Genomic DNA, 25371 nt, shown 5'->3' on the forward strand with positions numbered 1-25371 from the left:
GGGCCACATCAGAGCCCCGATGACCCGCCCAGCGGATCCGAAGGCCGTCGATTTCCCGACTCGTCATCCGGCGAACCTTCACCGCTCGGCTGCGGCTCCGGGTCATCGACAGGACGGCCGGAACCCGAAGTCGGCCCGTCGTCGCCCCAATCCTTCGGCGGACGCGGCTTGCGGCCTTCCATGATGTCCTTGAGCTGCGCGGCATCGATGGTCTCGTACTGCATCAGCGCCTCGGCCATCAGATCGAGCTTGTCGCGGTTGTCCTCGAGGATCTTGCGCGCCATCGCGTAGCACTCGTCGATGATGCGACGCACTTCCTTGTCGAGACGGGTCGATGTCTCGCCGGAGGTCAGCTTGCCGCCACCCTGGCCCGGCCCGCCGAGGAACTGATGGGACTCGTCCTCGTCGTACATCAACGGCCCCATCTCTTCGGACAGCCCCCACTTGGCGACCATGCTGTGCGCCAGCTCGGTAGCACGCTTGATGTCGTTGGAAGCGCCGGTGGTCACGCCATTCGGCCCCAGCGTCATCTCTTCCGCGATACGACCGCCGAACAGGGAGCAGAGCTGGCTGATGATCTGCTGGCGCGAGTAGCTGTAACGATCTTCCTCGGGAAGGAACATGGTCACGCCCAGCGCTCGGCCACGGGGAATGATGGTGACCTTATAGACCGGATCATGCTCCGGCATGATCAGGCCAATGATGGCATGCCCTGACTCGTGATAAGCGGTGTTCAGCTTATCCTTCTCCGACATGACCATGGAGCGACGTTCGGCGCCCATCATGATCTTGTCCTTGGCCAGCTCCAGCTCCTCCATGCCGACGGTGCGGCGATTGCGGCGAGCCGCGAACAGCGCTGCCTCGTTGACCAGATTGGCCAGGTCGGCGCCGGAGAAGCCCGGCGTACCGCGGGCGATGATGCTCGCCTGCACGCCATCGGCCATCGGCACCTTGCGCAGATGAACGTTGAGAATATGCTCACGCCCCCGAATGTCGGGAAGCGGCACGGTGACCTGACGGTCGAAACGACCGGGACGCAGCAGCGCCGGATCCAGAACGTCCGGACGGTTGGTAGCGGCAATGACGATGATGCCGTCGTTGGCCTCGAAGCCGTCCATTTCGACCAGCAACTGGTTCAGCGTCTGCTCGCGCTCGTCGTGACCGCCGCCCATGCCGGAACCACGATGGCGACCGACGGCATCGATCTCGTCGATGAAGATGATGCACGGCGCCTGCTTCTTGGCCTGTTCGAACATGTCACGAACGCGGGAAGCGCCCACGCCAACAAACATCTCGACGAAATCCGAGCCGGAGATACTGAAGAACGGCACCTTGGCCTCGCCGGCGATCGCCTTGGCCAGCAATGTCTTGCCGGTACCCGGCGGCCCCACCATCAGCACGCCGCGGGGAATCTGGCCGCCCAGGCGCTGGAATTTCGACGGATCCTTGAGGAAGTCGACCAGCTCGACGACCTCTTCCTTGGCTTCGTCACAGCCCGCGACGTCGGCGAAGGTAGACTTGATCTGATCCTGGCTCAGCAGCTTGGCTTTCGACTTGCCGAAGCTCATCGGGCCGCCTCGGCCACTGCCGCCACCCTGCATCTGGCGCATGAAGAAGATAAAGATGCCCAGAATCAGCAGGATCGGGAAGCTGGCGATCAGCAAGCGAGTCCACAGGCTCTGCTCTTCGGGCTTCTGGCCGACCACGGTGACGTCATGCGCCAGCAGATCGTCCATCAGCTTGGGATCCTGCGCCGCCGGTCTGATCGTCTGGAACTGCGTGCCGTCCTTGCGCTCGCCATTGATGGTGTAGCCATCGATGGTCACGCTGCGCACCTGGTCGTTCTGGACCTGCTGCACGAACTGTGAATAGCTCGTCGTCTGCGGCGAGCTATCGACGCTAAAGTTGTTGAACACCGTCAGCAGCACAGCCGCGATGACCAACCAGAGAATTAAATTCTTCGCCATGTCGTTCAAGACACCACCCTCGTAGTACGAATCTTGCTGCCTGCGCTTGCCGTGATCTGACACTACACCAGATGGGGGCGTTCAACCACGCTTGCAAGCCTAGCCCTGAAATCCTTGCGCCAGCAGATAGACTTCGCGAGAACGGGCCCGTGATGCCTCCGGCTTGCGCGTTACCACCTTGCGGAAGCTGCCTCGCAGATCACGCAGGTAGTCATCGAATCCTTCGCCCTGAAATACCTTGGCCAGAAAATGGCCACCGGGCGACAATGTCTGTTTCGCGAGATCGAGCGCCAGCTCGACCAGATACATCGCCTGTGGCTGGTCGATCGCCGCCATGCCGCTCATGTTCGGCGCCATGTCGGAAAGCACCAGATCGACGGGGCGTCCGCCAAGCTCTGCCAGAATCGATTCCAGCACGCTTTCTTCGGTGAAATCGCCGTGGATGAAGCTGACGCCCGCCAGCGCATCCATTTCCAGGATGTCGGAGGCGATCACCAGACCTTCGCTGCCGACCTTCTCCGCGGCAATCTGGCTCCAGCCGCCAGGAGCAGCACCCAGATCGATCACCGTCATGCCTGTGCGCAATAACTTGTCACGCTCGTCCAGTTCCAGCAACTTATAGCTTGCACGCGAACGATAACCGTCTTTCCATGACTGCTGCACGTAGCGATCGTCGAAATGCTCCTTCAACCAGCCAGCGCTGCTTTTGCTCTGCCGGGTAGAAGAACCGGTCTTGTCGGGACTGGATTTGGGGCCTGAGCTTGAAGAGCGCGCCACTGATGATCACCTGAAAGAATAGCCAAAGAACGTATAGCGGAGATGCGAGGCTCGAAGCCCGAAGCGAAAGAACCAGAGGCGCTGCCTTCATAAGTCCCGGACATTCCTGCCGGTTTCGGGACACGCCTTCTGAACCGACGACATCTTTCCTGTTGCGGTCGAAACCCGTACCATGAGGCGTTTCGACAGTGCGGTGGTGAGACCGATGGCAGCACCGCTGACAATTATCGCGAAGTTCAACGGTCAGACTATCATGAGCCTATCATCCGCACAAAAGAAAGCCTTCCGCAGCATCGGCCACCACCTGCAGCCGATCGTCACCGTCAGTGAAAACGGTTTGAGCGAAGGCGCCCAGCAGGAACTCGAGCGCGCGCTACGCGATCATGAACTGATCAAGGTCAAGCTGGCGATCCCCGAGCGCGAGGAGCGCCAGGCCATGGTCGAGGAACTGGTCGAGCTTTCCGGCGCGGAACTGGTCCAGACACTGGGCAAAGTGGCACTGCTCTATCGCCACAACCCCAACGTCAATCCCAAGCTTTCCAACATCCAGCGCGCCGAAGAACATCACGGGCGGCACTGAAGCCGAGCCGCGAGCCGCGAGCCGCGAGCCGCGAAATGAGCATTGACCGTTCCATACGAAAAAACCGCGACATCGTCGCGGTTTTTTTGGCTCGTAGCTCGTAGCTCGTAGCTCGTAGCTCGTAGCTCGTAGCTCAAAGATGCTCGACGTTGGAAATTTCATACTCCACGTCGCCACCCGGCGTGCGGACGTTGACCACATCGCCTTCCTGCTTGCCGATCAGCGCTCGCGCAATGGGCGAGGTAACCGAGATCTTGCCAGCCTTGATATCGGCTTCATCCTCGCCGACGATCCGGTAGCGCACTTCTTCGTCGGTCTCGAGATTGAGCAGCTCGACGGTCACGCCGAAGATCACCTTGCCGGTCTTCGGCATCTTGGTCACGTCGATGACCTGTGCCGACGACAGCTTGCCTTCGATCTCCTGAATGCGCCCTTCGATGAACCCCTGCTGCTCACGAGCAGCGTGATACTCGGCGTTCTCCTTGAGATCGCCGTGTTCCCGGGCTTCCGCGATGTCACTGATCACCCGCGGGCGTTCGACGCCTTTCAGCTGTTCCAATTCCTGGCGCAAGGCCTGCTCGCCATGGACGGTCATCGGGACCTTATTCATGAACTACTCCTGCGTGCTGTTCCTGCAGCCGCCGCACCGTGATCTCGTTACCGTATTCCAGCGCCATGCACACGGCCCGCGCTCCCGCCAGCGTCGTGGCATAGGGCACCTTGCGGGCCAGCGCAGTGCGCCGGATGACCGAGGAATCGTTGATCGCCTGGCGGCCTTCCGTGGTATTCACGATATAGGCGATTTCGTCGTTCTTGAGCAGATCGACGATATGCGGACGGCCTTCAAAAACCTTGTTTACGACAGCAACGGACAGACCAGCCTCTTCCAGAGCCCTGGCCGTGCCACGCGTTGCAACCAAACTGAAGCCCAAGGCTAGCAGAGATTGCGCCACCTCGATAACACCTTGCTTGTCCGGCTCGCGTACGGAGAGGAACGCCTGACGCTCGCCGGTCAGCTTCGGAATCGCTTCGCCTGCGCCCAACTGGGCCTTGTAGAAGGCTTCGGCGAAGGTCGTGCCGCTGCCCATCACCTCGCCAGTCGACTTCATCTCCGGCGACAGGATCGGATCGACACCCGGGAACTTGTTGAACGGGAACACCGCTTCCTTGACGCTGAAATAACCCGGAATGATCTCGCGGGTGAATTGCTGCTCGGCCAGCGTCTTGCCAGCCATGCAGCGCGCCGCGACCTGGGCCAGCGAGGTACCGATGCACTTGGAGACGAACGGTACGGTACGCGAGGCGCGCGGGTTGACCTCGATGATGTAGATCTCGCCATCCTGCCAGGCCAGCTGCACGTTCATCAGGCCGACCACGCCCAGCTCGACCGCCATGCGCTTGACCTGCTCGCGCATCTCGTCCTGCACCTCGGCAGGCAGCGAATATGGCGGCAGCGAACAGGCGGAGTCACCGGAGTGGACGCCGGCCTGCTCGATATGCTGCATGATGCCGCCGATCACCACCTGCTCGCCGTCGCTGACCGCATCAATGTCGATCTCGATCGCCGCATTGAGGAAGTGATCCAGCAGCACCGGCGAATCGTTGGAGACCTTGACCGCGTGAGTCATGTAGCGCTCGAGCTCTTCGGCGGTGTAGACGATCTCCATGGCGCGGCCGCCAAGCACGTAGCTCGGGCGCACGACCAGCGGATAGCCGATCTTCTCGGCCTTGGCGAAGGCATCCTCGAAGCTGCGCGCAGTGGCGTTGGGCGGCTGCTTGAGACCCAGCTTGTCGATCATCTTCTGGAAACGCTCGCGGTCTTCGGCGCGGTCGATGGCGTCCGGCGTGGTGCCGATGATCGGCACGCCGGCCGCCTCCAGCGCTCGTGCCAGCTTCAGCGGGGTCTGGCCGCCGAACTGCACGATCACCCCGACCGGCTTCTCCTTGTCGGCGATTTCCAGCACGTCTTCCAGCGTGACCGGCTCGAAGTAGAGGCGATCCGAAGTGTCGTAGTCGGTGGAGACGGTCTCCGGGTTGCAGTTGACCATGATGGTCTCGTAGCCGTCTTCGCGCATGGCCAGCGCCGCATGCACGCAGCAGTAGTCGAACTCGATTCCCTGGCCGATCCGGTTGGGACCGCCGCCCAGCACCATGATCTTCTGACGATCGCTGACTTCCGCCTCGCACTCCTCCTCGTAGGTGGAGTACATGTAGGCGGTATCGGAGGCGAACTCCGCCGCGCAGGTGTCGACCCGCTTGTAGACCGGGCGAATGTCGAGCTGCTGACGCCGCTGGCGGAACTCGCTCTCGGAGACGCCCAGCAGCGATGCCAGACGCGCGTCGGAAAAGCCCTTGCGCTTGAGACGGTAGAGATCGTCGGCGCTCAAGTCGTGCAGCGAGCGCTTGGCGACGGCCGCCTCGGCCAGCACCAGATCCTCGAGCTGGACCAGGAACCAGCGATCGATATTGGTGAGCGCGAAGACCTCGTCGACGCTCATGCCGCTGCGCATGGCGTCGGCGATATAGAAGATCCGGTCGGCACCGGCAGCCTGCAGCTCGCCCTTGATCAGCGCCATGTTCTCGGCGTTGAAGTCGGTAACCTTCGGATCGAGCCCGTCGACACCGATTTCCAGGCCACGCAGCGCCTTGTGCATCGACTCCTGGAAGGTCCGCCCGATCGCCATCACCTCGCCGACCGACTTCATCTGCGTGGTCAGGCGGTCGTTGGCCTGAGGGAACTTCTCGAAGGTGAAGCGCGGGATCTTGGTGACGACGTAGTCGATCGACGGCTCGAAGGAGGCCGGCGTGGCGCCGCCGGTGATGTCGTTCTGAAGTTCGTCCAGGGTATAGCCCACCGCCAGCTTGGCGGCGATCTTGGCGATCGGGAAGCCGGTCGCCTTGGAAGCCAGTGCCGAGGAGCGCGACACGCGCGGGTTCATCTCGATCACGACCATGCGCCCGGTGTCCGGATCGACGCCAAACTGGACATTGGAGCCACCGGTCTCGACGCCGATCTCGCGCAGCACCGCAAGGGATGCGTTGCGCATGATCTGGTACTCCTTGTCGGTCAGCGTCTGCGCTGGCGCGACAGTGATGGAGTCTCCGGTATGCACGCCCATCGGGTCGAAGTTCTCGATCGCACAGACGATGATGCAGTTGTCGTTCCTGTCGCGAACGACCTCCATCTCGTACTCTTTCCAACCCAGCAGCGACTCGTCGATCAGCAGCTCATGGTTGTTGGAAAGCTCGAAGCCGCGACCGCAGATTTCCTCGAACTCTTCCTTGTTGTAGGCCACGCCACCACCGGAACCGCCCATGGTATACGAGGGGCGAATGATCACCGGGAAGCCGAGCGAAGCCTGGATTTCCCACGCCTCGTCCATGGTATGGGCGACTTTGGCCTTGGGACACTCGAGGCCGATGTTCTTCATCGCCTTGTCGAACAGATCGCGATCTTCGGCCTTGTTGATGGCATCGGCATTGGCGCCGATCATCTCCACGCCGTACTTCTCGAGCACGCCATGCTTGTCGAGCTCCAGCGCGCAGTTGAGCGCGGTCTGCCCGCCCATGGTCGGCAGAATCGCCGACGGGCGTTCCTTCTCGATGATCTGCTCCACCGCCTGCCAGGTGATCGGCTCGATGTAGGTGGCATCGGCCATCACCGGATCGGTCATGATGGTCGCCGGATTGGAGTTGACCAGGATGACGCGGTAGCCCTCTTCACGCAGTGCCTTGCAGGCCTGGGCCCCGGAGTAGTCGAATTCGCACGCCTGCCCGATAACGATGGGGCCGGCGCCGATGATCAGAATGCTGTCGAGATCCGTACGTTTTGGCATGCGCTAACACTCGTCGAAAATGAGGGTGTCGGCGGCTGGCGCCGACCCGATAAACTGAATTCCAAACCGCTGCTGATGACTCAAGCGGCTTGCTGACGACGCTGCATCATCGTCACGAAACGATCGAACAGCGGCGAGACATCCTGAGGCCCCGGGCTTGCTTCCGGATGGCCCTGGAAGCTGAACGCCGGACGATCGGTCAGTTCGATGCCCTGCAGCGTGCCGTCGAACAGCGAACGATGAATGGCGCGCACGTTGTCGGGCAGACTGGTCTCGTCCACCGCGAAACCATGGTTCTGACTGGTGATCATCACTTGCCCGCTATCGAGATCCTGGACCGGATGGTTGGCGCCATGGTGACCGTGGTTCATCTTCACCGTCCTGGCGCCGGCAGCCAGCGCCAGCAGCTGATGGCCCAGGCAGATACCGAAGACCGGGATATCCGTCTCGAGCACTTCCCGGATCGCGCTGATCGCGTAGTCGCAGGGCTCAGGGTCGCCCGGGCCGTTGGCCAGGAAGACGCCATCCGGGTTCATCGCCAGCACCTCGCTGGCCGGCGTCTGGGCCGGCACCACCGTCAGGCGGCAGCCGCGAGAGGCGAGCATGCGCAGGATGTTGTGCTTGATCCCGTAGTCATAGGCGACCACGTGATAAGGCCGCTCACCGTTGGCGGTATCGGCGTAACCCTGGCCCAGCGTCCATTCGCCTTTGGTCCATTCATAGGTGGACTCGCACGAGACTTCCTTGGCCAGGTCCATCCCCTTGAGACCCGGGAAGTCGTGGGCCGCCGCCAGCGCCCGCTCGACGGCGTCATCGCCCCGGGCGGCATCACCGGCCAGAATCGCACCATTCAGCGACCCCTTGTTGCGCAGAATGCGCGTCAGGCGGCGGGTATCGATGTCGGCGATGCCGATGACGTTCTGCGCGGTCAGATACTCGGAAAGCGACGTCGTGCTGCGGAAATTGCTGGCGATCAGCGGCAGGTCCCGGATCACCAAACCGGCCGCACAGATGCGATCCGATTCGACGTCCTCGAGATTGACGCCAGTATTGCCGATATGCGGGTAGGTCAACGTAACGATCTGGCGGGTGTAGGAGGGATCGGTGAGGATTTCCTGATAACCGGTCATGGCGGTATTGAAGACCACCTCCCCGCTGGTTTGCCCATCAGCTCCGATCGCAGTACCGTAAAACACACTGCCGTCTTCGAGAGCCAGTATCGCGGGTCTGTTCAAGGCAACATCCTCCTTAACTGGTCATCAACACATTACGTCGAGGTCTAGCATCACGCCCCTGCTTCGTGCATTGGCCGAGCGAGCCGCCGCAAGGTCGTAAAAAAGCGGGACGAAATCCGGAAAAACCGGTTTCATCCCGCTTATTGTCCGACTGCTGCATCATCTGCGGCGAATCTCTATTGCCTACGGCTCTGGCCCGGCCAAATTGATGAAATGATACCGGAAACCAACGCCCGGCTCCAGTACCGAGCGCAATTCGACCCAATGATGCCTTGAACGGCGCTTCCCGGCGCCCGCATGTCCGCGTTCAGCATTTAGACAACGCTACGCTTTCAACCCCAGCACGTCCTGCATGTCGTAACGACCAGCGCTTCGCTCGGCCAACCAGACCGCCGCCCGCACGGCACCCTTGCCGAAGGTCAGACGGCTCGAGGCCTTGTGGGTAATTTCGATGCGCTCACCTTCTGCGGCAAACAGCACCGTATGTTCGCCGACGATATCGCCACCGCGCACCGTGGCAAAGCCGATCTCCTTGGGATCTCGCGCCCCTACCTGTCCGACGCGCTGGAACACGCCGTGGGTCTTCAGGTCCCGGCCCAGCGGCTCGGCCACCGCCTCGCCCAGCATCAGCGCCGTGCCCGAAGGCGCATCCACCTTGTGACGATGGTGCGCCTCGATGACTTCGATATCGTAGCCGGCATCCCCAAGCGCCCTGGCAGCGGTCTTGAGCAGGTTCACCGTCAGGTTGATGCCCGTACTCATGTTGGCCGCGAACACCATCGGGAGACGGTCGGCATAGCTGTCCAGCGTCTTCAGTTGCGCTTCGTCGAGCCCCGTCGTGCCAATCACGATCGCCTTGCCGTTGTCGGCGCACCAGGCTAGGTTGGCTAGGGTCAACTGGGGAGTCGAGAAATCGATCAGCACATCGAAATCGTCGCGCACCTCGTCGAGCGAGCCATGCAGCGTCACGTCGAGCTTGCCCAGCCCGGCCATTTCACCGGCATCGCACCCGAGGAGCGAACTATCGGGGCGTACGATCGCCGCTCCCAGCTCGGCGGTTTCGTCCTTGTGCGTTGCCTCGAGCAAAATCCGGCCCATGCGACCGGCCGCTCCCATGATGGCTATCCGCGTCATGCTTTTCCCTCGTCGTTGGCTACGAATTGCGTAACAGCGCTACGCAAATGGCATCGTTAATCAACAGTATATCAAAGGGACACGCCATCATCGGGTGCCACCTGTCTCGCCTGCGGCAACCGCCAGTCAATTAGGAATGGTGAAGCATAATTATTTTCGCTAGTTGCCTTGGAACACTGCAATCCTGTTTCCTCCTCCTTGGCACACGACTCTGATAACAAGAATGCCAATTCATAGATAGCAACCTCTGGGCCGGCGTAGCACGCGCTTTCGGCATCACTGGAACAATAACGACACGACACCAGTAAGGGGATTCGGATGAATGGAATCGATCAGACCGTCCTGGAAAGCGGTGGCGGCAACCCCGCGGGGTTCTTTTCTCGCGAAAGAACGATAGCGGGACCTAACTTCAATCGCTGGCTGGTGCCCACGGCGGCTCTGGCGATCCATCTGTGTATCGGCATGGCCTATGGTTTTTCGGTGTTCTGGCTGCCGATGACCCATATCCTGGCGAATACCGACGCGGCGATGTGTGGCGACATCGGCTTTTTTCAGGCGCTTTTCACCACGACTTGTAACTGGACGGTGCCGCAGGTCACGCATATCTTCGAGACCTTCATTGCCATGCTGGGGATTTCGGCCGCCCTCTGGGGCGGCTGGCTGGAACACGCCGGTCCGCGCAAGGCCGGCTGCATCGCCGCGCTATGCTGGGGCGGCGGCCTGATCGTTGGCGGCATCGGCGTGATGATGCACCAGTTGTGGCTGGTTTATCTGGGCGCAGGCGTTCTCGGCGGTATCGGCCAGGGGCTGGGCTACATCACGCCGGTATCCACGCTGATCAAGTGGTTCCCGGATCGCCGTGGCATGGCCACTGGCTTTGCCATCATGGGTTACGGCGGTGGCGCAATGGTCGGCGCTCCGCTAGCGGTACTGCTGATGGGTCATTTCAGCGGCACCGACGGCACCGGCGTCGCCATGACCCTGATCGTGCTGGGGGCACTCTATATGGTCGTCATGGCTTCCGGCGCCATCGGCTTCCGTGTTCCGCCCAATGGCTGGAAACCGGAAGGCTGGACGCCGCCAGAAGAAGATCACGGCAGCGGCATGATTACCCGCCGTCATGTCCACCTCGACCGGGCCTGGAAGACCAGGCAGTTCTGGCTGATCTGGGGCGTGCTGTTTCTGAACGTGACCGCCGGCATTGCGGTCATCTCCATGGCCAGCCCGATGCTGCAGGATGTCTTCGGCGGCGCGCTGGTGGGTATTCAGGACACAGCCGCGGGACTGACGGATGCGCAGAAAGCCGCCGTCGTGGCAGCCGCTGCCGGCCTGGTGGGCCTGATCAGCCTGTTCAACAGTATCGGCCGTCTTTTCTGGGCCTCCCTGTCGGACAAGATCGGCCGCAAGAACACCTACTACACGTTCTTCGTTCTCGGCATCATCGTCTATTGCCTGCTCCCCACCTGGGGGCATCTGGGCATGCCGGCGATGTTCGTCATTTCCATCTGCATCATTCTGAGCATGTATGGCGGCGGCTTTGCCACGGTGCCGGCGTATCTGGCCGATATCTTCGGTACGCAGATGGTGGGCGCCATTCACGGCCGTCTACTGACGGCGTGGTCGGCGGCAGGGATCGTGGGGCCACTGATCATCGCCGCTCTGCGTGAAGCCCAGCTCAACGCCGGTCTGGCCCCCAGCCAAGTGTATGACCGCACCCTCTATATCATGGCCGGCCTGCTGTTTCTGGGTTTGATCTGCAACGCCCTGGTACGACCGGTAAAGGAGTCGGATCAAATGACCGACGAGGAAGTGGAGCACGAGCGTTCTCTGCAGCACGACAGCAGCCTCCCCGGCAATGCGCAAACCGCGGCGCGGGGCAACTTCGGTATCGGTGGCATACTGGCCTGGCTGGGCGTGGGCGTGCCCTTCCTGATCGGGCTGTATATCGCGCTGGCCAAAGCGGCAGCGCTCTTTTGAGAAAGACGGCAACGCTGTCCGGGAGGAAGCCGGGCGCCTTGGCAGCGCCCGGCCGTCAATGCCGATCGCTGTCGAGCAACTCGGCAAAGGTGCAGATCTCGCCGCAGCGGTCCGGCGCATAGCCCGGCAGCTTATCGATCTCCGCTAGAAATTGCGGCGAGGTCATCAGCGAAAGCAGTTGACGGATGTTTTGCTGCTGGAGGCGCTCCTCGCGACATACCAGCAGGTAATGTTCAGTGGTCAGATCGAGGAATTCGAGACCGAACTGAGCGGCAGCAGCCTTGACGCCAAACCCGGCATCGGCCATCCCGGCGGCAACGTAGGCGGCCACCGCAGTGTGGGTGAATTCCTCGTGCTGGGCGCCACGGATCTGACGCTCGGTGATGCCATGCTCATCGAGCAGCAGGTTGAACAGGATACGCGTTCCCGAGCGCCGGTTGCGGTTGATGAAGCGGATGTCTGGCCTGGTGAGCTCCTCCAGCCCGATGATTGCCTCGCGAATGTCGCTGCGAACGATCAGCCCCTGCTTGCGAGTCACGAAACGGATCACCCGCAGATTCTTGAGATCGAGCTGCTGCTTGTAAATTTCCATGATCTGTTTCGCCAACCGCGGGCAGGCCGGAAAGTGGAAGCTGGCCAGGTCGGACTCGCCCGAGGCCAGCGCGCTCAAGGCATCCGCCGGATTGGTGTATTGCAGATCCAGTTCGACCCAATCGGAAAACTTCGGCAGCAATGCCACCGCATAGCCGTGACTGGCGTGAAGATGCAGCACGGGATGGGCGCCGGCAAGCAGTTGTTGGAGCTGGATGTTGAGCTCGGAAGCCATGCTGTCGATCTGCGGGCCCAGGCGCGCCTTGATCCGCTGCTCGGACCACAGCAGCTTTTCTCCAAGCGGCGACAGCTGAGTACCGTGCCCCTTGCGCATCACCACTAGTGGCAAGCCGAAGAAATCGTTGCCGCGCTTGAAGAGGTTCCAGGCATGCCGATAGGAAATTCCCGCCTGCTCTGCAGCCAGAGTCAGCTTCCCGCTATCGCGCACGCTCTTGAGCAGGCAAAAGAGAACGGGATCGAGTAGCTCGCCGGTATCGGTCTTGAAGTGCCATACCGGAGATATTTGCAGCTTTCTTTTATGCATCGTTTTTCATATTCAGGAGGCTTTTCAAGCGTGCTACTTTCAACAAAAAGCCTATTGAGGCGATGACAATTAAGCAAGCTCGTTCATAAATTGCTCCGGCACAGTCGCCCAGTGACACGCGCACGACGCAACCGGCGATTCACGCTGGCCCTGGGCAATGTTTCCCTGACTGACAATAAACAGATGAGAGCCTAGCCATGACGCCTTCCGGCACACGCCAGCCGCAGGCATGGACCCACGAATCACTTCAGCGAGAAGTCGATGCGCTGAAGGAAAAGCCCGGGGCCATGCTGCCGATACTTCATGCTATCCAGGATCGCTTCGGTTACATACCCGACGCCGCCGTACCGATCATCGCTGAAACGTTGCGCCATACTCGCGCCGAGGTTCATGGCATCATCAGTTTCTATCATCACTTTCGCCGACACCCGGCGGGCAGCCATGTCATACAGGTGTGTCGTGCCGAAGCCTGTCAGGCCGTGGGTAGCCGCCAGCTCGAGGCCCATGTCAAGGCGCGGCTGGGGGCGGATTACCACCAGACCAGTCGTGACAAAGAATTCACCCTCGAGCCGGTATATTGCCTGGGCAACTGCGCTTGCGGCCCGTCCATCCGCGTGGATGACGATATCCATGGCCGGGTCACCGCCGAAAAGTTCGACCACCTAGTGGAACGGCTCACTACCTCGGTCCTGGAGGTGCAGTGATGACCGTGACGGTTTACGTGCCCAGCGACACCACCGCCTTGGCCATGGGCGCCGACGACGTGGCCGCACTGATCGAGCAGCAGGCGAGGAATCGCCAGCTGGATATCGAGCTGATCCGCAACGGTTCCCGCGGCCTGTTCTGGCTGGAACCGATGGTCGAGATCGAAACGGTAGAAGGCCGTGTGGCCTATGGCCCGGTGGAGCCGGCCGATGTGGCCGGCCTGGTCGAATCGGGGCTGTTCGACGGCAAGCTGGAACACCCGCTGGCTCAGGGGCTGACCGATGAAATCCCCTACCTGAAGAGCCAGCAACGCCTGACCTTCTCGCGCATCGGCATCACGGATCCGCTCTCTCTCGACGACTACCGGACCCATCGCGGTTTCGCCGGGCTGGAAAAGGCCCTCGAGATGGAAACCCAGGCCATTATCGATGAAGTGAAGAATGCCGGCCTGCGCGGACGCGGCGGCGCCGCCTTTCCCACCGGGATCAAGTGGCAGACCGTTCACGACGAGCCGGCCGGCCAGAAATACATCGTCTGCAATGCAGACGAGGGCGACTCCGGCACGTTCGCCGACCGCCTGGTGATGGAATGCGATCCCTATCTGCTGATCGAAGGCATGACCATTGCCGGGCTGGCCGTTGGCGCGACCCAGGGCTATGTCTACCTGCGCTCGGAATATCCGCTCGCCCATCGTATCTTCAACGACGCGCTCGAGCGCGCTTACCAGGCCGCCTACCTGGGCAACGACATTCTCGGCACCGGCAAGCACTTCGACCTGGAAGTCCGACTCGGCGCCGGTGCCTACATCTGCGGCGAGGAGACCTCGTTGCTGGACAGTCTCGAGGGCAAGCGCGGCATGGTCCGCGCCAAGCCACCGCTTCCCGCGATCAAGGGCCTGTTCGGTCGCCCCACCGTGGTCAACAACGTACTGACTCTGGCCGCCATCCCGTTCATTCTCGATCGGGGCGCACAAACCTATGCGGATTACGGCATGGGCAAGTCGCGCGGCACGCTGGCGCTGCAGCTGGCGGGTAATGTCAGGCGCGGCGGCCTGGTGGAGCTGGCTTTCGGCACCACCTTGCGGGAACTGATGGAAGATTTCGGCGGCGGCACCCTGAGCGGCCAGCCACTGAAGGCCGTGCAGGTCGGTGGCCCGCTGGGCGCCTATCTACCCGCGAGCCAGTGGGATACGCCGATCGACTACGAAGGCTTCGCCGCGTTCGGCGGCGTTGTGGGCCATGGCGGCGTGGTGATGTTCGACGACAGTGTCGACATGGGCGAGCAGGCCCGCTTTGCCATGGAGTTCTGCAGCGTCGAGTCCTGCGGCAAGTGCACGCCGTGTCGAATCGGCGCTGTGCGCGGCGTGGAGGTCATCGACCGTATCCGCGCCGGCGACGATGCCAAAGCCAATCTCGCGCTGCTCGCCGATCTGTGCGAAACCATGGTCGACGGTTCGCTCTGCGCCATGGGCGGCATGACCCCGTTCCCCGTCCAGAGCGTGATGAAGCACTTCCCCGATGATCTGACACTGCGACAAGCCGAAGGCGGGAGGTAGTCATGCTGCAGCATTTCGATCCGAGACAGCTCGATCCGGGACAGTTCGATCCTAGACGGTTCGACCGCGATCTGGGCACGCCGGCCCGGCTATCGGCAACACAGGTCGAGCTGACCATCGACGGCCAAGCCGTCACCGTGCCGGAGGGTACCTCGGTGATGCGTGCCGCCGCACTGGCCGGCATCACCATCCCTAAACTGTGCGCCACGGACAATCTGGAAGCCTTCGGCTCCTGCCGCCTGTGCGCGGTGCAGATCGAGGGCCGGCGCGGCTATCCGGCCTCATGTACCACGCCGGTCACCGAAGGCATGGCGGTCACCACCCAGAACGGCAAACTCGCCAAGCTGCGCCGCAACGTCATGGAGCTCTACATCTCCGATCACCCGCTGGATTGCCTGACCTGCCCCGCCAATGGCGACTGCGAGCTACAGGACATGGCCGGCGCGGTGGGCCTGCGAGAGGTGCGCTATGGCTTCGATGGCGCCAACCACCTGGATGCGGAAACCGACGACTCCAACCCGTACTTCAGCTTCGATCCCAGCAAGTGCATCGTCTGCTCCCGCTGCGTGCGGGCCTGCGAGGAAGTCCAGGGCACCTTTGCGCTGACCATCGACGGGCGCGGCTTCGATTCCAAGATTGTCGCCGGCCAGCACGAGCCATTCATGGACTCCGAATGCGTTTCCTGTGGCGCCTGCGTTCAGGCCTGCCCCACCTCGACGCTGATGGAAAAGAGCGTAATCGACCAGGGCGTGCCGGAGCACAGCGTGATCACCACCTGCGCCTACTGCGGCGTGGGCTGCTCGTTCGAGGCCCAGATGAAAGGCAACCAGCTGGTGCGGATGGTGCCGTACAAGGGTGGTGACGCGAACCACGGCCATTCCTGCGTGAAGGGTCGCTTCGCGTTCGGTTATGCCACCCACAAGGATCGCATCAAGGCGCCGATGATTCGCGAATCCATCGACCAGGCCTGGCGTACCGTGTCCTGGCAAGAGGCTATCGAGTTTTCTGCCAAGCGCCTGAAAGAGACACAGGCGAAGTACGGCCGCGAGAGCATTGGCGGAATCACCTCGTCCCGCTGCACCAACGAGGAGACCTATCTGGTCCAGAAGCTGATCCGCGCCGGATTCGGCAACAACAACACCGACACCTGTGCCCGAGTCTGCCATTCGCCCACCGGATTCGGCTTGAAAACCACCTTGGGCGAGTCTGCCGGCACCCAGACATTCGACTCGGTAATGAAGGCGGACACCATTCTTGTGATCGGCGCCAACCCGACCGATGCTCACCCGGTATTCGCCTCGCAAATGCGCCGTCGGCTGCGCCAGGGTGCCACATTGATCGTCGCCGATCCGCGCCGCATCGATCTGCTCAAAACGCCCCATGGCGGCAAGGCAATGCACTTGGCGCTGAAGCCAGGCACCAACGTGGCGCTGGTCAACGCACTGGCCCATGTGGTAGTCACCGAAGGCCTGGAAGATCACGATTTCATCACCCGGCGCTGCGAGCCCGAAGCCTACCAGCAGTGGCGCGCATTCATCAGCGAACAGCGCAACGCGCCGGAAGCGCTGGAGGCCGAGACCGGCGTCCCGGCAGCTCAAATACGCGAAGCTGCCCGCGCTTACGCCACCGCTGGCAATGGCGCGATCTACTACGGCCTGGGCGTTACCGAGCACAGCCAGGGATCCACCATGGTCATGGGGATCGCCAACCTGGCCATGGCCACCGGCAATCTCGGCCGTGAAGGCGTAGGCGTCAACCCGCTGCGCGGCCAGAACAACGTGCAGGGTTCCTGCGACATGGGCTCGTTCCCCCACGAGCTGCCGGGCTACCAGCATGTGTCCAACCCTGCGGTACGTGGAAAGTTCGAAGCGATCTGGCACACCAGGATCGACGACGAACCGGGGCTGCGCATCCCCAACATGTTCGATGCCGCCATCAGCGGCACCTTCAAGGGGCTTTACGTTCAGGGCGAGGATATCGCCCAGTCCGACCCCAACACCCAGCACGTGGAAGCGGCGCTGTCCGCACTGGACTGCCTGATCGTGCAGGACATCTTCCTCAACGAGACGGCCAAGTACGCCCATGTGCTGCTGCCCGGTTCCACCTTCCTGGAGAAGGACGGCACCTTCACCAACGCCGAACGTCGCATCAACCGGGTGCGCAAGGTGATGCCGCCGCTGGCCGGGAAAGAAGACTGGGAAGTCACACAGGATCTGTCCAACGCCCTGGGCTACCCAATGAACTACCGCCATCCCTCCGACATCATGGACGAGATCGCCCAGCTCACGCCGACGTTTACCGGGGTCAGTTACAAGAAACTGGACGAGCTGGGCAGCATCCAGTGGCCTTGCAACGACGCGCACCCGGAGGGAACGCCAACCATGCACGAGCGGGACTTTCCTATCGGCAAGGGCCACTTCGCCATCACCGAGTACGTGGCCACCGAGGAACGTGCCAGCCGCCGCTATCCGCTGCTGCTCACTACCGGCCGGATTCTCAGCCAGTACAACGTGGGTGCCCAAACCCGGCGTACCCAGAACAGCCTGTGGCACCATGAAGACGTGCTGGAGATCCATCCTTCGGATGCCGAGGTTCGCGGCCTGCGCGACGGCGACTGGCTGGGCATCAGCAGCCGCGTCGGGCGCACGGTACTGCGCTGCCGTGTCAGCGATCGCATGGCGCCGGGCGTGGTTTACACCACCTTCCACCATCCGGGCAGCGGCGCCAACGTGATCACCACCGACAACTCCGACTGGGCCACCAACTGTCCGGAATACAAGGTGACGGCGGTGCAGGTGGAAAAGGTCTCCCAGCCCTCGTCCTGGCAGCGGCATTTCCGGCGGTTCGACGAACGTCAGCAGGGTTATCTGGAATCCGCCGAGGCGGCGCTCAAATGAGCGCCGTCGGCCACTCTTTCGACCTCAGGGAGCTCGCAAGATGAGCGATTCGAGCATGAATGATTCAGGTCATGGCGGGCCAACCACGCCGCTGATCAAGATGGTCAATCAGATCAGCGCCAACAATCTGCACCATGGTGATGACGCCCAGGCGGCCGATCTGGTCGCCGCGCACCTCAAGAAATTCTGGGCACGCAGCATGAAGCGCCAGATCATCGACTATGCCGGCACGGATGGCGGCGAGTTGAGCCCGGTATCGCGTCTCGCGATCGCTCGGCTGAAGACCATGTCATCGACCGTCAAGGACTGGGAGGAGACCTCCGACGCGGGCTAGCGGCTGGCGTGGATCAGGGTATTGACGCCCAGACCGCCCAGCACACCGCCACCGAGCCGCTGCAGCCAGCGCGAACCGCCGCGGCGGTCGGCGGTGAGCCATCGTCGCAGCGGTGCGGCCAGTAGTACGGTAACGACGTCGGCGGAGGAGAAGATCAGGTTGGTGACCACGCCCAGGCAGAGCAGCTGCCAGGTCATGGCGAAATCGGCCTGGGGCTGCACGAACTGCGGCAGGAAGGCGACGAAGAACAGCGCGGTCTTGGGATTGAGCACCTCGACCAGGAAACTGTCACGCAGCACTCGCCGTGCGGAGGCGCGTGATTCGAGCTGCGGCGCCTCGCCCAGGCCCTGACGCCACAGCCGTACGCCCGCCCAGAGCAGATAAATCCCGCCAATCACCTTCATCGCCACGTAGGCCAGTGGCACCGCCGCGAACAGCGCCGCCAGTCCCAGCGTCGCCGCCACCACATGCACATAGCAGCCAAGATGCACGCCCAACACCGCCTGCCAGCCCGCCCGGCGGCCCCGCCCCAACGTCTGTGCTGCGGTGTACAGCATCGCCGGCCCGGGCAGATAAGCGAAACCGAGCGCGGCTAGAACGAAGGTCAGCAGGTCCATGCAAGCATTTCCGAGCGAGAGGGTGTGACTTTGAGCCTAACGCGAGCTTGTATAAAAACGAAGCCCGGCCCGGCAATACCGGACTGGGCTCGTATCAAAACGCCGGCTCTGGAACGTTACGGCTTCATATCCTCGAAGAAGCGCTTCACGCCGTCGAACCAGCCCTCTTTCTTGGGCGAGTGGCGGCTGGCGCTACCCAGGCTGTCCTGGAACTTGCGCAGCAGATCTTTCTGCTCTTCGTTGAGATTGACCGGAGTCTCGGTCACCACCTTGCAGAGCAGATCGCCGGCCGGGCCGCCGCGCACGGGCTTGACGCCCTTGCCGCGTAGCCGGAACAGCTTGCCGGTCTGGGTTTCGGGCGGGATCTTGAGCTTGACCCGGCCTTCCAGCGTCGGCACTTCCAGTTCGCCACCCAGCGCCGCGTCGACGAAGTTGATCGGCACTTCGCAGTGCAGGTGCCGGCCGTCGCGCTCGAAGATCGGGTGTGCCTTGATCTCGACCTGGACGTAGAGATCGCCCGCAGGTCCACCGTTGAGCCCGGATTCGCCCTCGGCGTTGAGCCGAATGCGGTCGCCGGTATCGACCCCCGCCGGAATCTTCACCGACAGCGTGCGCGTCTCGCGGACGCGGCCTTCGCCATGACACTTGCGGCACGGCACCTTGATGCTCTGGCCGCTGCCATGACAGGTCGGACAGGTCTGCTGCACGGCAAAGAAACCCTGCTGCATCCGTACCTGGCCCTGGCCGTGGCAGGTCGGGCAGGTCTCCTTGCTGGAACCCGGTTCGGCGCCGCTGCCGTCGCAGTGCCCGCACTCGACGTGGCGCGGCACACGGATATCGACAGTCGTGCCGAACACCGCGTTCTCGAGATCGAGTTCGAGGTTGTAGCGAAGGTCGCTGCCGCGCTGCGGCGCGTTCGGATTGCGACGCCCACCGCCGCCACCGAAGATATCGCCGAACACGTCGCCGAAGATATCGCTGAAGCCACCAGCGCCGGCACCGCCGAAGCCTCCGCCGAACCCGCCGCCTTGGCCGTCGACGCCGGCATGACCGAACTGATCGTAGGCCGCGCGCTTCTGGTCGTCGGAGAGCACTTCGTAGGCATCGGAGACCTCGCGAAACTTCTCCGCTGCCTGCTGGTCGTCCGGATTGCGGTCCGGGTGGTACTTCTGCGCCAGCCGACGATAGGCCTTCTTGATGTCCTTGCCGTCGGCGCTCTTGTCGACGCCCAATACTTCGTAATAGTCACGTTGGGACATTACTGAGTCCGCCTCCGTGTCGGCGCCGTGCAAACAGCAACGCGGGAGTTCTGGCTCCCGCGCTACTGCCGATCACACGGCGTCAGACGTCGTGGTTATTGCTTTTTCTGATCGTCGTTGACTTCTTCGAACTCGGCGTCAACCACGTCATCCTCTTTCTTACCGCTGGACTGGGCATCGTCGCCAGGCTGACCCGCCTGCGCGCCAGCACCTTCGCCCTGCTCGGCGTACATCTTCTGGGCCAGATTGCCGGAGGCTTCGGTCAAGGCATCCAGCTTGGCCTGGATGGCATCCTTGTCATCGCCCTTGAGCGCTTCCTCGAGCTCGCTGATTGCGGTCTCGATCTTGCTCTTCTCCTCGGCATCGACCTTGTCGCCGGCTTCTTCGAGCGTCTTGCGCGACGCATGGATCATGCCGTCGGCCTGGTTGCGCAGTTGGACCAGCTCTTCGAACTTCTTGTCCTCGGCTTCGTGCGCTTCGGCATCCTTGACCATCTGGTCGATCTCTTCGTCCGAGAGACCGCCGGAGGACTTGATCACGATCGACTGTTCCTTGCCGGTCGCCTTGTCCTTGGCCGTGATGTGGAGGATACCGTTGGCGTCCAGGTCGAACGCGACCTCGATCTGCGGCACGCCGCGCGGCGCCGGCGGAATGTCAGCCAGATCGAAACGACCCAGCGACTTGTTCTGCGCCGCCTGCTTGCGCTCGCCCTGCAGCGCGTGAATGGTCACGGCCGTCTGGTTGTCCTCGGCGGTCGAGAACGTTTGCGTCTTCTTGGTCGGGATCGTGGTGTTCTTCTCGATCAGCGGGGTCATCACGCCGCCCAGCGTCTCGATACCCAGCGTCAACGGCGTGACGTCGAGCAGCAGCACGTCCTTCACGTCACCGCCGAGCACGCCACCCTGAATCGCGGCGCCCATGGCCACGGCTTCGTCCGGGTTGACGTCCTTGCGCGCTTCCTTGCCGAAGAATTCCGCGACTTTCTGCTGAACCAGCGGCATGCGGGTCTGACCACCGACCAGGATCACGTCGTGGATCTCGCTGTTGGAGAGACCAGCGTCTTCCATGGCGGTCTTGCACGGGCCGAGCGAACGCTGAACCAGATCTTCGACCAGCGATTCCAGCTTGGCACGCGTCACCTTGATCGCCAGGTGCTTGGGACCGGTGTTGTCAGCCGTGATGTACGGCAGGTTGACTTCGGTCTGCTGCGCGGAAGAGAGCTCGATCTTGGCCTTCTCGGCAGCTTCCTTCAGGCGCTGCATGGCCAGGCTGTCGCCGGACAGATCGATACCGGAGTCGCTCTTGAACTGCTGCACCAGATAGTCGATCAGCTTGAGGTCGAAGTCTTCGCCGCCGAGGAAGGTGTCGCCGTTGGTCGCCAGTACTTCGAACTGCTTCTCGCCGTCGACATCGGCCACTTCGATGATCGAGATATCGAAAGTACCGCCACCCAGGTCGTAGACCGCGATGGTACGATCACCGGTGGAGCGATCCATGCCGTAGGCCAGCGCGGCAGCCGTCGGCTCGTTGATGATGCGCTTGACCTCGAGACCGGCGATACGGCCCGCGTCCTTGGTCGCCTGGCGCTGAGAGTCGTTGAAGTAGGCCGGAACGGTGATGACCGCCTCGGTCACTTCCTCGCCGAGATAGTCTTCGGCGGTCTTCTTCATCTTCTTCAGCACTTCGGCGCTGACCTGCGGCGGCGCCAGCTTGTTGTCGTTGACCTTGACCCAGGCATCGCCGTTATCGGCTTCGACGATCTCGTAAGGCACCATCTTGATGTCTTTCTGGACGACGTCGTCCTTGAACTTGCGGCCAACCAGACGCTTGATGGCGTAGAGCGTGTTCTTGGGGTTGGTGACCGCCTGACGCTTGGCCGCCTGACCGACCAGCGTTTCGCCGTCTTCGGTGTAAGCGATGATGGAAGGCGTCGTGCGGCCGCCTTCGGCGTTTTCGATCACGCGGGTCTTGTCACCATCGAGTACGGCGACACAGGAGTTGGTCGTACCCAGGTCAATGCCAATGATGCGTCCCATAATTCCTCACCTCATAACTATTCGTTGACGACTGAATTCGTTTTGATGACGGCGCTTTGCTGCGCGATTGACTGCTATGTGGGGGCTGCTAAGCGCCTTTCAAGTCCTTGCTCGGCGATTCCGATATGGCATCGCCTCGCACCGATGGCAGCTCTCCGGCCTGTTGTCTCAGCCTGCTGCTTTGCTGACCACCACCATCGCCGGCCGGATCAATCGACCGTTCAGGGTGTATCCCTTCTGCATGACGTCCATCACGGTGTTGGGCTCCAGCTCCGGATTGGGCACCATCGTCATCGCCTCGTGGAACTGCGGGTCGAACGGTTCGCCCTGGGGATCGAGCTGCTCGACACCGAACTTGCTCAGCGCGTCGAGCTGCATCCTGAGCGTCATGGAGACGCCTTCGCGGTGCGTTTCGTCGACCTCCTGCATGCTTTCCAGCCCTTTCTCCAGGCTGTCGACCACCGGCAGCAGCTCCTTGACGAACTTCTCAAGCGCGAACTTCTTTGCCTTGTCGGCGTCCTGCTCTGCCCGACGGCGAGCGTTCTGGGCCTCGGCAGCGGCGCGCATCGACTGATCCTTGGCCTCCGCCAGCGCCTGCTCGAGCTCCTCGACTCTGGCCGCCAGCACTTCGGCTTCGGGATTGGCCTGGCCTTCGATGTCATCCGCCTCGTGCTCGAGCGATTCCGCGAACTGCTCCAGGTCACCGTCCAATGCCTCATTGGTAGTCTGCTGTTGCGGTTCACCGTCGCGTTCGGCGCGCTCGAGTTCTTCGTCTACGGGATTCTGCGGATCTCTAGCCATGAGTCTCTCCTGGCAAGGTGTTGTGACAATTGTTCGACAAGCGTGATTCGGCAAGCGTCGGAGTTGTCTGCCTATATGGGGCTATCGATTCAGATCTCAAGCGCCGACCGCATAGCGGATCACAGGAGCCATTGAAGGGGTTTTTGGACTACTGTATAAACAACCAGACCGTCAGTGATCACACCTCAACGACCAGACACCGTATGGCCGCCATCGACCTCGGGAGGCAGCATGCTGATCCAACTCGCCATTCGTGACTTCGCTATCGTCGACGCTCTGGACCTGGAGTTTCAGGCCGGCATGACCGCCATCACCGGCGAGACTGGCGCCGGCAAATCGATCCTGCTCGGGGCGCTGGGGCTTTGCCTGGGAGAGCGCGCCGACGCCGGCGGCGTTCGCCATGGTGCCGACCGTGCCGATCTGAGCGCCCGCTTCGATATCACCGCGCGGGAAGACGCCAAGGCCTGGCTGGCGGCGCGGGAGCTCGCCACGGACGACTGCCTGCTGCGACGCGTCGTCACCGCCAGCGGACGCTCCAAGGCGTGGATCAACGGCCAGCCCTGTACCATCGCGGATCTGCGCGAACTCGGCGAATGCCTGATCGACGTGCATAGCCAGCATGCGCACCAGGCGCTGCTCAACGAGGACACTCACCGCCGCCTGCTCGACGATGCGGCAGGTCACAACAAGGCGGTGGCCGAGCTCGGCGAGCTGCACCGTCAATGGCACGCATTGCGCCGACAGTATCGCGAGCGTAGCGAGAACGACGAGGAACGTCAGGCCAAGCGCCAGTTGCTGCGCTATCAGGTCGAGGAGCTCGATCAGCTCGATCTGCAGGCCGACGAGCTGGGGAGCCTGGAACAGGAGCAGGAGACGCTGGCGCATCTCGAGGAGAGCCTGCGCGAGGCGCAGTTCGCCGCCGACAGCTGCGATCACGACGAGAGCGGCGCGTTGACTCTCTTGTCCCAGGCGACCCAGCGGCTATCCCGGGTGCCTGGCAGCGACCGTGGCAGCCTGTCCGAGGCCCTGGTGATGCTGAACGATGCACAGATCCAGCTCGAGGAGGCCGCTCGCGAGCTCCATTATTATGTCGAGTCGACCGAGCTCGACCCGCAGCGCCTGGCCTGGGTCGACGAACGGCTCGGCGAGATTCATCGTATCGCCCGCAAGCATCACGTCATGCCGGAAGAGCTGCACGACCTGCACCGCCGGCTGAGCGGCGAGCTGGAAGCGCTCGATAGCGGCGGCGACGATCTCGAAACGCTGAGAGCCAGGCTCGACGACCTGCGCCAGCAGTACCGCGACGCCGCCAAGCAGATCAGCGAAACACGCCAGCGCACCGCCACGGCTTTCGCCCAGCAGGTTCAGGAGCAACTGGCGTTCCTGGGCATGGACAAGGCTCGCTTCGCCGTCGATGTCACGCCGCTGGAAACACCCCAGCCCCACGGCCTGGATCGGGTCAGTCTGCAGATCAGCGCCAACCCGGGGCAGCCCCCGCGCCCGCTGGCCAAGGTGGCGTCCGGCGGCGAGCTCTCGCGCGTCAGCCTGGCGATCCAGGTCGTGGCCGCGAGTCACAGCACGCTGGCAACGCTGGTCTTCGATGAGGTCGATGTCGGCATCTCCGGCGCGACCGCCGAAATCGTCGGCCAGTTGCTGCGCCGGCTGGGGAGCGATGCCCAGGTCATGACCGTGACTCACCTGCCGCAAGTCGCCGCGCAGGCGCATCAGCACCTGCATATCGAAAAGCGCTCCAGCGACAACGAGACCCGGACTCAAATGTTCCAGCTCGACGATGCCGGGCGGGTCCGCGAACTGGCGCGAATGCTGGGCGGAGTGAAGCTTTCCAACCAGACATTGGCTCACGCGCGCGAAATGCTGGCGGCCAGCCAAGGCTCGACGCATTGACTCGCACGTTGCGAGTCACACACCGCTCCGTCAGGCACTGATTCGACCCGGTATCGGCGGCAGCCGGACACCAACCCGAACATGGGCTTGTACAGACACCCAAACGAAAAACGCCGACCCTCGGGTCGGCGTCTTGCAATACGGTCTGACAGTCTTACTTCTTGATGCCATCCTGGCGCGTGGCCTTGGAGCCGCGGGGGCGAACATAAAGCACCAGCGCGTGCTCGACCAGTTCGTACCCGTGTTCCTCGACGATCTCGCGCTGACGACGCTCGATCTCTTCGTCATAGAACTCGACGATCTCTCCCGACTCCAGATCCACCATATGATCATGGTGCTCTTCCTGGGACATCTCGAAAACCGCGTGACCGCCGTCGAAGTTATGTCGCACGACCAGCCCAGCCGCCTCGAATTGCGTCAAGACACGGTATACCGTGGCCAGTCCGACATCTTCACCCGACTCCAGCAGCGCCTTGTAGACGTCCTCTGCACTCATATGGAGTTCTTCTTCCATGCGAGTCGCTTCGAGGATTTGCAGAATCTTGACGCGCGGCAGCGTGACCTTCAGGCCTGCCTTACGCAATTCTTGGTTTTCGTCGGCCATGGTCGCTCTTCGCAGTA

19 protein-coding genes are annotated in these 25371 nt (G+C 62.3%); 7 read left to right on the forward strand and 12 right to left on the reverse strand.

The features are described 5' to 3' along the window. Nucleotides 1–8: 8 nt before the first annotated feature. Complete coding sequence (gene ftsH / locus BC443_RS06085; RefSeq protein WP_071230943.1) at nucleotides 9–1976, reverse strand: ATP-dependent zinc metalloprotease FtsH; 1968 nt, start codon at nucleotides 1974–1976, stop codon at nucleotides 9–11. Nucleotides 1977–2066: 90 nt separating this feature from the next. Then, nucleotides 2067–2744 (reverse strand): 23S rRNA (uridine(2552)-2'-O)-methyltransferase RlmE, encoded by a 678-nt coding sequence (gene rlmE, locus BC443_RS06090; RefSeq protein ID WP_083387242.1) that lies wholly within the window; start codon nucleotides 2742–2744, stop codon nucleotides 2067–2069. Nucleotides 2745–2997: 253 nt separating this feature from the next. Between rlmE and yhbY the strand changes: the two genes are divergently transcribed. Then, on the forward strand, nucleotides 2998–3324 hold the full coding sequence (gene yhbY, locus BC443_RS06095) for a ribosome assembly RNA-binding protein YhbY (protein ID WP_071231165.1): 327 nt from the start codon (nucleotides 2998–3000) through the stop codon (nucleotides 3322–3324). Nucleotides 3325–3457: 133 nt separating this feature from the next. Here yhbY and greA read toward each other — a convergent pair whose 3' ends face one another. From greA to dapB, 4 genes are all read right to left on the reverse strand, one after another. Beyond that, nucleotides 3458–3934: a transcription elongation factor GreA gene (gene greA / locus BC443_RS06100; protein WP_071230945.1), complete on the reverse strand. Its 477-nt coding sequence runs from the start codon at nucleotides 3932–3934 to the stop codon at nucleotides 3458–3460. Further along, nucleotides 3927–7160, reverse strand: a complete 3234-nt coding sequence (gene carB / locus BC443_RS06105; protein WP_071230946.1) for a carbamoyl-phosphate synthase large subunit — start codon at nucleotides 7158–7160, stop codon at nucleotides 3927–3929. Before carB ends, greA begins: the two co-directional genes overlap by 8 nt. An 80-nt stretch (nucleotides 7161–7240) precedes the next feature. Next, nucleotides 7241–8395, reverse strand: a complete 1155-nt coding sequence (gene carA / locus BC443_RS06110; RefSeq protein ID WP_071230947.1) for a glutamine-hydrolyzing carbamoyl-phosphate synthase small subunit — start codon at nucleotides 8393–8395, stop codon at nucleotides 7241–7243. 324 nt (nucleotides 8396–8719) lie between these two features. Beyond that, the gene (gene dapB, locus BC443_RS06115) at nucleotides 8720–9529 is read right to left on the reverse strand and encodes a 4-hydroxy-tetrahydrodipicolinate reductase (RefSeq protein WP_071230948.1); all 810 of its coding nucleotides are present in this window, start codon (nucleotides 9527–9529) and stop codon (nucleotides 8720–8722) included. A 318-nt stretch (nucleotides 9530–9847) separates the two neighbouring features. Between dapB and BC443_RS06120 the strand changes: the two genes are divergently transcribed. Beyond that, nucleotides 9848–11506: an OFA family MFS transporter gene (locus BC443_RS06120; protein WP_071230949.1), complete on the forward strand. Its 1659-nt coding sequence runs from the start codon at nucleotides 9848–9850 to the stop codon at nucleotides 11504–11506. Between the two features lie 55 nt (nucleotides 11507–11561). Here the strand turns inward: BC443_RS06120 and BC443_RS06125 are convergent, their stop codons facing one another. Then, entirely contained in the window at nucleotides 11562–12641 is a 1080-nt protein-coding gene (locus BC443_RS06125) for a substrate-binding domain-containing protein (RefSeq protein ID WP_071230950.1), read from the reverse strand. A gap of 197 nt (nucleotides 12642–12838) precedes the next feature. Here BC443_RS06125 and BC443_RS06130 point away from each other — a divergent pair, with 197 nt between their 5' ends. Genes BC443_RS06130 through BC443_RS06145 form a run of 4 tightly spaced genes read left to right on the forward strand, consistent with a single transcriptional unit; the run spans nucleotide 12839 to nucleotide 18132 of the window. Next, on the forward strand, nucleotides 12839–13345 hold the full coding sequence (locus BC443_RS06130; RefSeq protein ID WP_071230951.1) for a formate dehydrogenase subunit gamma: 507 nt from the start codon (nucleotides 12839–12841) through the stop codon (nucleotides 13343–13345). After that, on the forward strand, nucleotides 13345–14901 hold the full coding sequence (locus tag BC443_RS06135) for a formate dehydrogenase beta subunit (RefSeq protein ID WP_071230952.1): 1557 nt from the start codon (nucleotides 13345–13347) through the stop codon (nucleotides 14899–14901). The genes BC443_RS06130 and BC443_RS06135 overlap by 1 nt, the downstream gene beginning before the upstream one ends. A gap of 2 nt (nucleotides 14902–14903) precedes the next feature. After that, on the forward strand, nucleotides 14904–17798 hold the full coding sequence (gene fdhF / locus BC443_RS06140) for a formate dehydrogenase subunit alpha (protein WP_071230953.1): 2895 nt from the start codon (nucleotides 14904–14906) through the stop codon (nucleotides 17796–17798). A gap of 55 nt (nucleotides 17799–17853) precedes the next feature. Next, nucleotides 17854–18132, forward strand: a complete 279-nt coding sequence (locus BC443_RS06145) for a formate dehydrogenase subunit delta (protein WP_071231166.1) — start codon at nucleotides 17854–17856, stop codon at nucleotides 18130–18132. Here BC443_RS06145 and BC443_RS06150 read toward each other — a convergent pair. From BC443_RS06150 to grpE, 4 genes are all read right to left on the reverse strand, one after another. Further along, complete coding sequence (locus tag BC443_RS06150) at nucleotides 18129–18749, reverse strand: LysE family translocator (RefSeq protein ID WP_071230954.1); 621 nt, start codon at nucleotides 18747–18749, stop codon at nucleotides 18129–18131. The two genes, BC443_RS06145 and BC443_RS06150, sit on opposite strands and share 4 nt — an antisense overlap. A 116-nt stretch (nucleotides 18750–18865) precedes the next feature. Continuing rightward, nucleotides 18866–20008 (reverse strand): molecular chaperone DnaJ, encoded by a 1143-nt coding sequence (dnaJ, locus tag BC443_RS06155; protein ID WP_071230955.1) that lies wholly within the window; start codon nucleotides 20006–20008, stop codon nucleotides 18866–18868. A 95-nt stretch (nucleotides 20009–20103) separates the two neighbouring features. After that, nucleotides 20104–22044, reverse strand: coding sequence for a molecular chaperone DnaK (gene dnaK, locus BC443_RS06160; protein ID WP_071230956.1), 1941 nt, complete (start codon nucleotides 22042–22044; stop codon nucleotides 20104–20106). A gap of 168 nt (nucleotides 22045–22212) precedes the next feature. Further along, nucleotides 22213–22845, reverse strand: coding sequence for a nucleotide exchange factor GrpE (gene grpE / locus BC443_RS06165; protein WP_071230957.1), 633 nt, complete (start codon nucleotides 22843–22845; stop codon nucleotides 22213–22215). Nucleotides 22846–23076: 231 nt separating this feature from the next. Here grpE and recN point away from each other — a divergent pair, with 231 nt between their 5' ends. Next, nucleotides 23077–24750, forward strand: a complete 1674-nt coding sequence (recN, locus tag BC443_RS06170) for a DNA repair protein RecN (protein WP_071230958.1) — start codon at nucleotides 23077–23079, stop codon at nucleotides 24748–24750. 154 nt (nucleotides 24751–24904) lie between these two features. Here the strand turns inward: recN and fur are convergent, their stop codons facing one another. Continuing rightward, nucleotides 24905–25354, reverse strand: a complete 450-nt coding sequence (gene fur / locus BC443_RS06175; RefSeq protein ID WP_071230959.1) for a ferric iron uptake transcriptional regulator — start codon at nucleotides 25352–25354, stop codon at nucleotides 24905–24907. Nucleotides 25355–25371: the final 17 nt, after the last annotated feature.

The sequence above is a fragment of the Salinicola sp. MIT1003 genome (assembly GCF_001858555.1).
Classification (GTDB): Bacteria; Pseudomonadota; Gammaproteobacteria; order Pseudomonadales; family Halomonadaceae; genus Salinicola; species Salinicola salarius.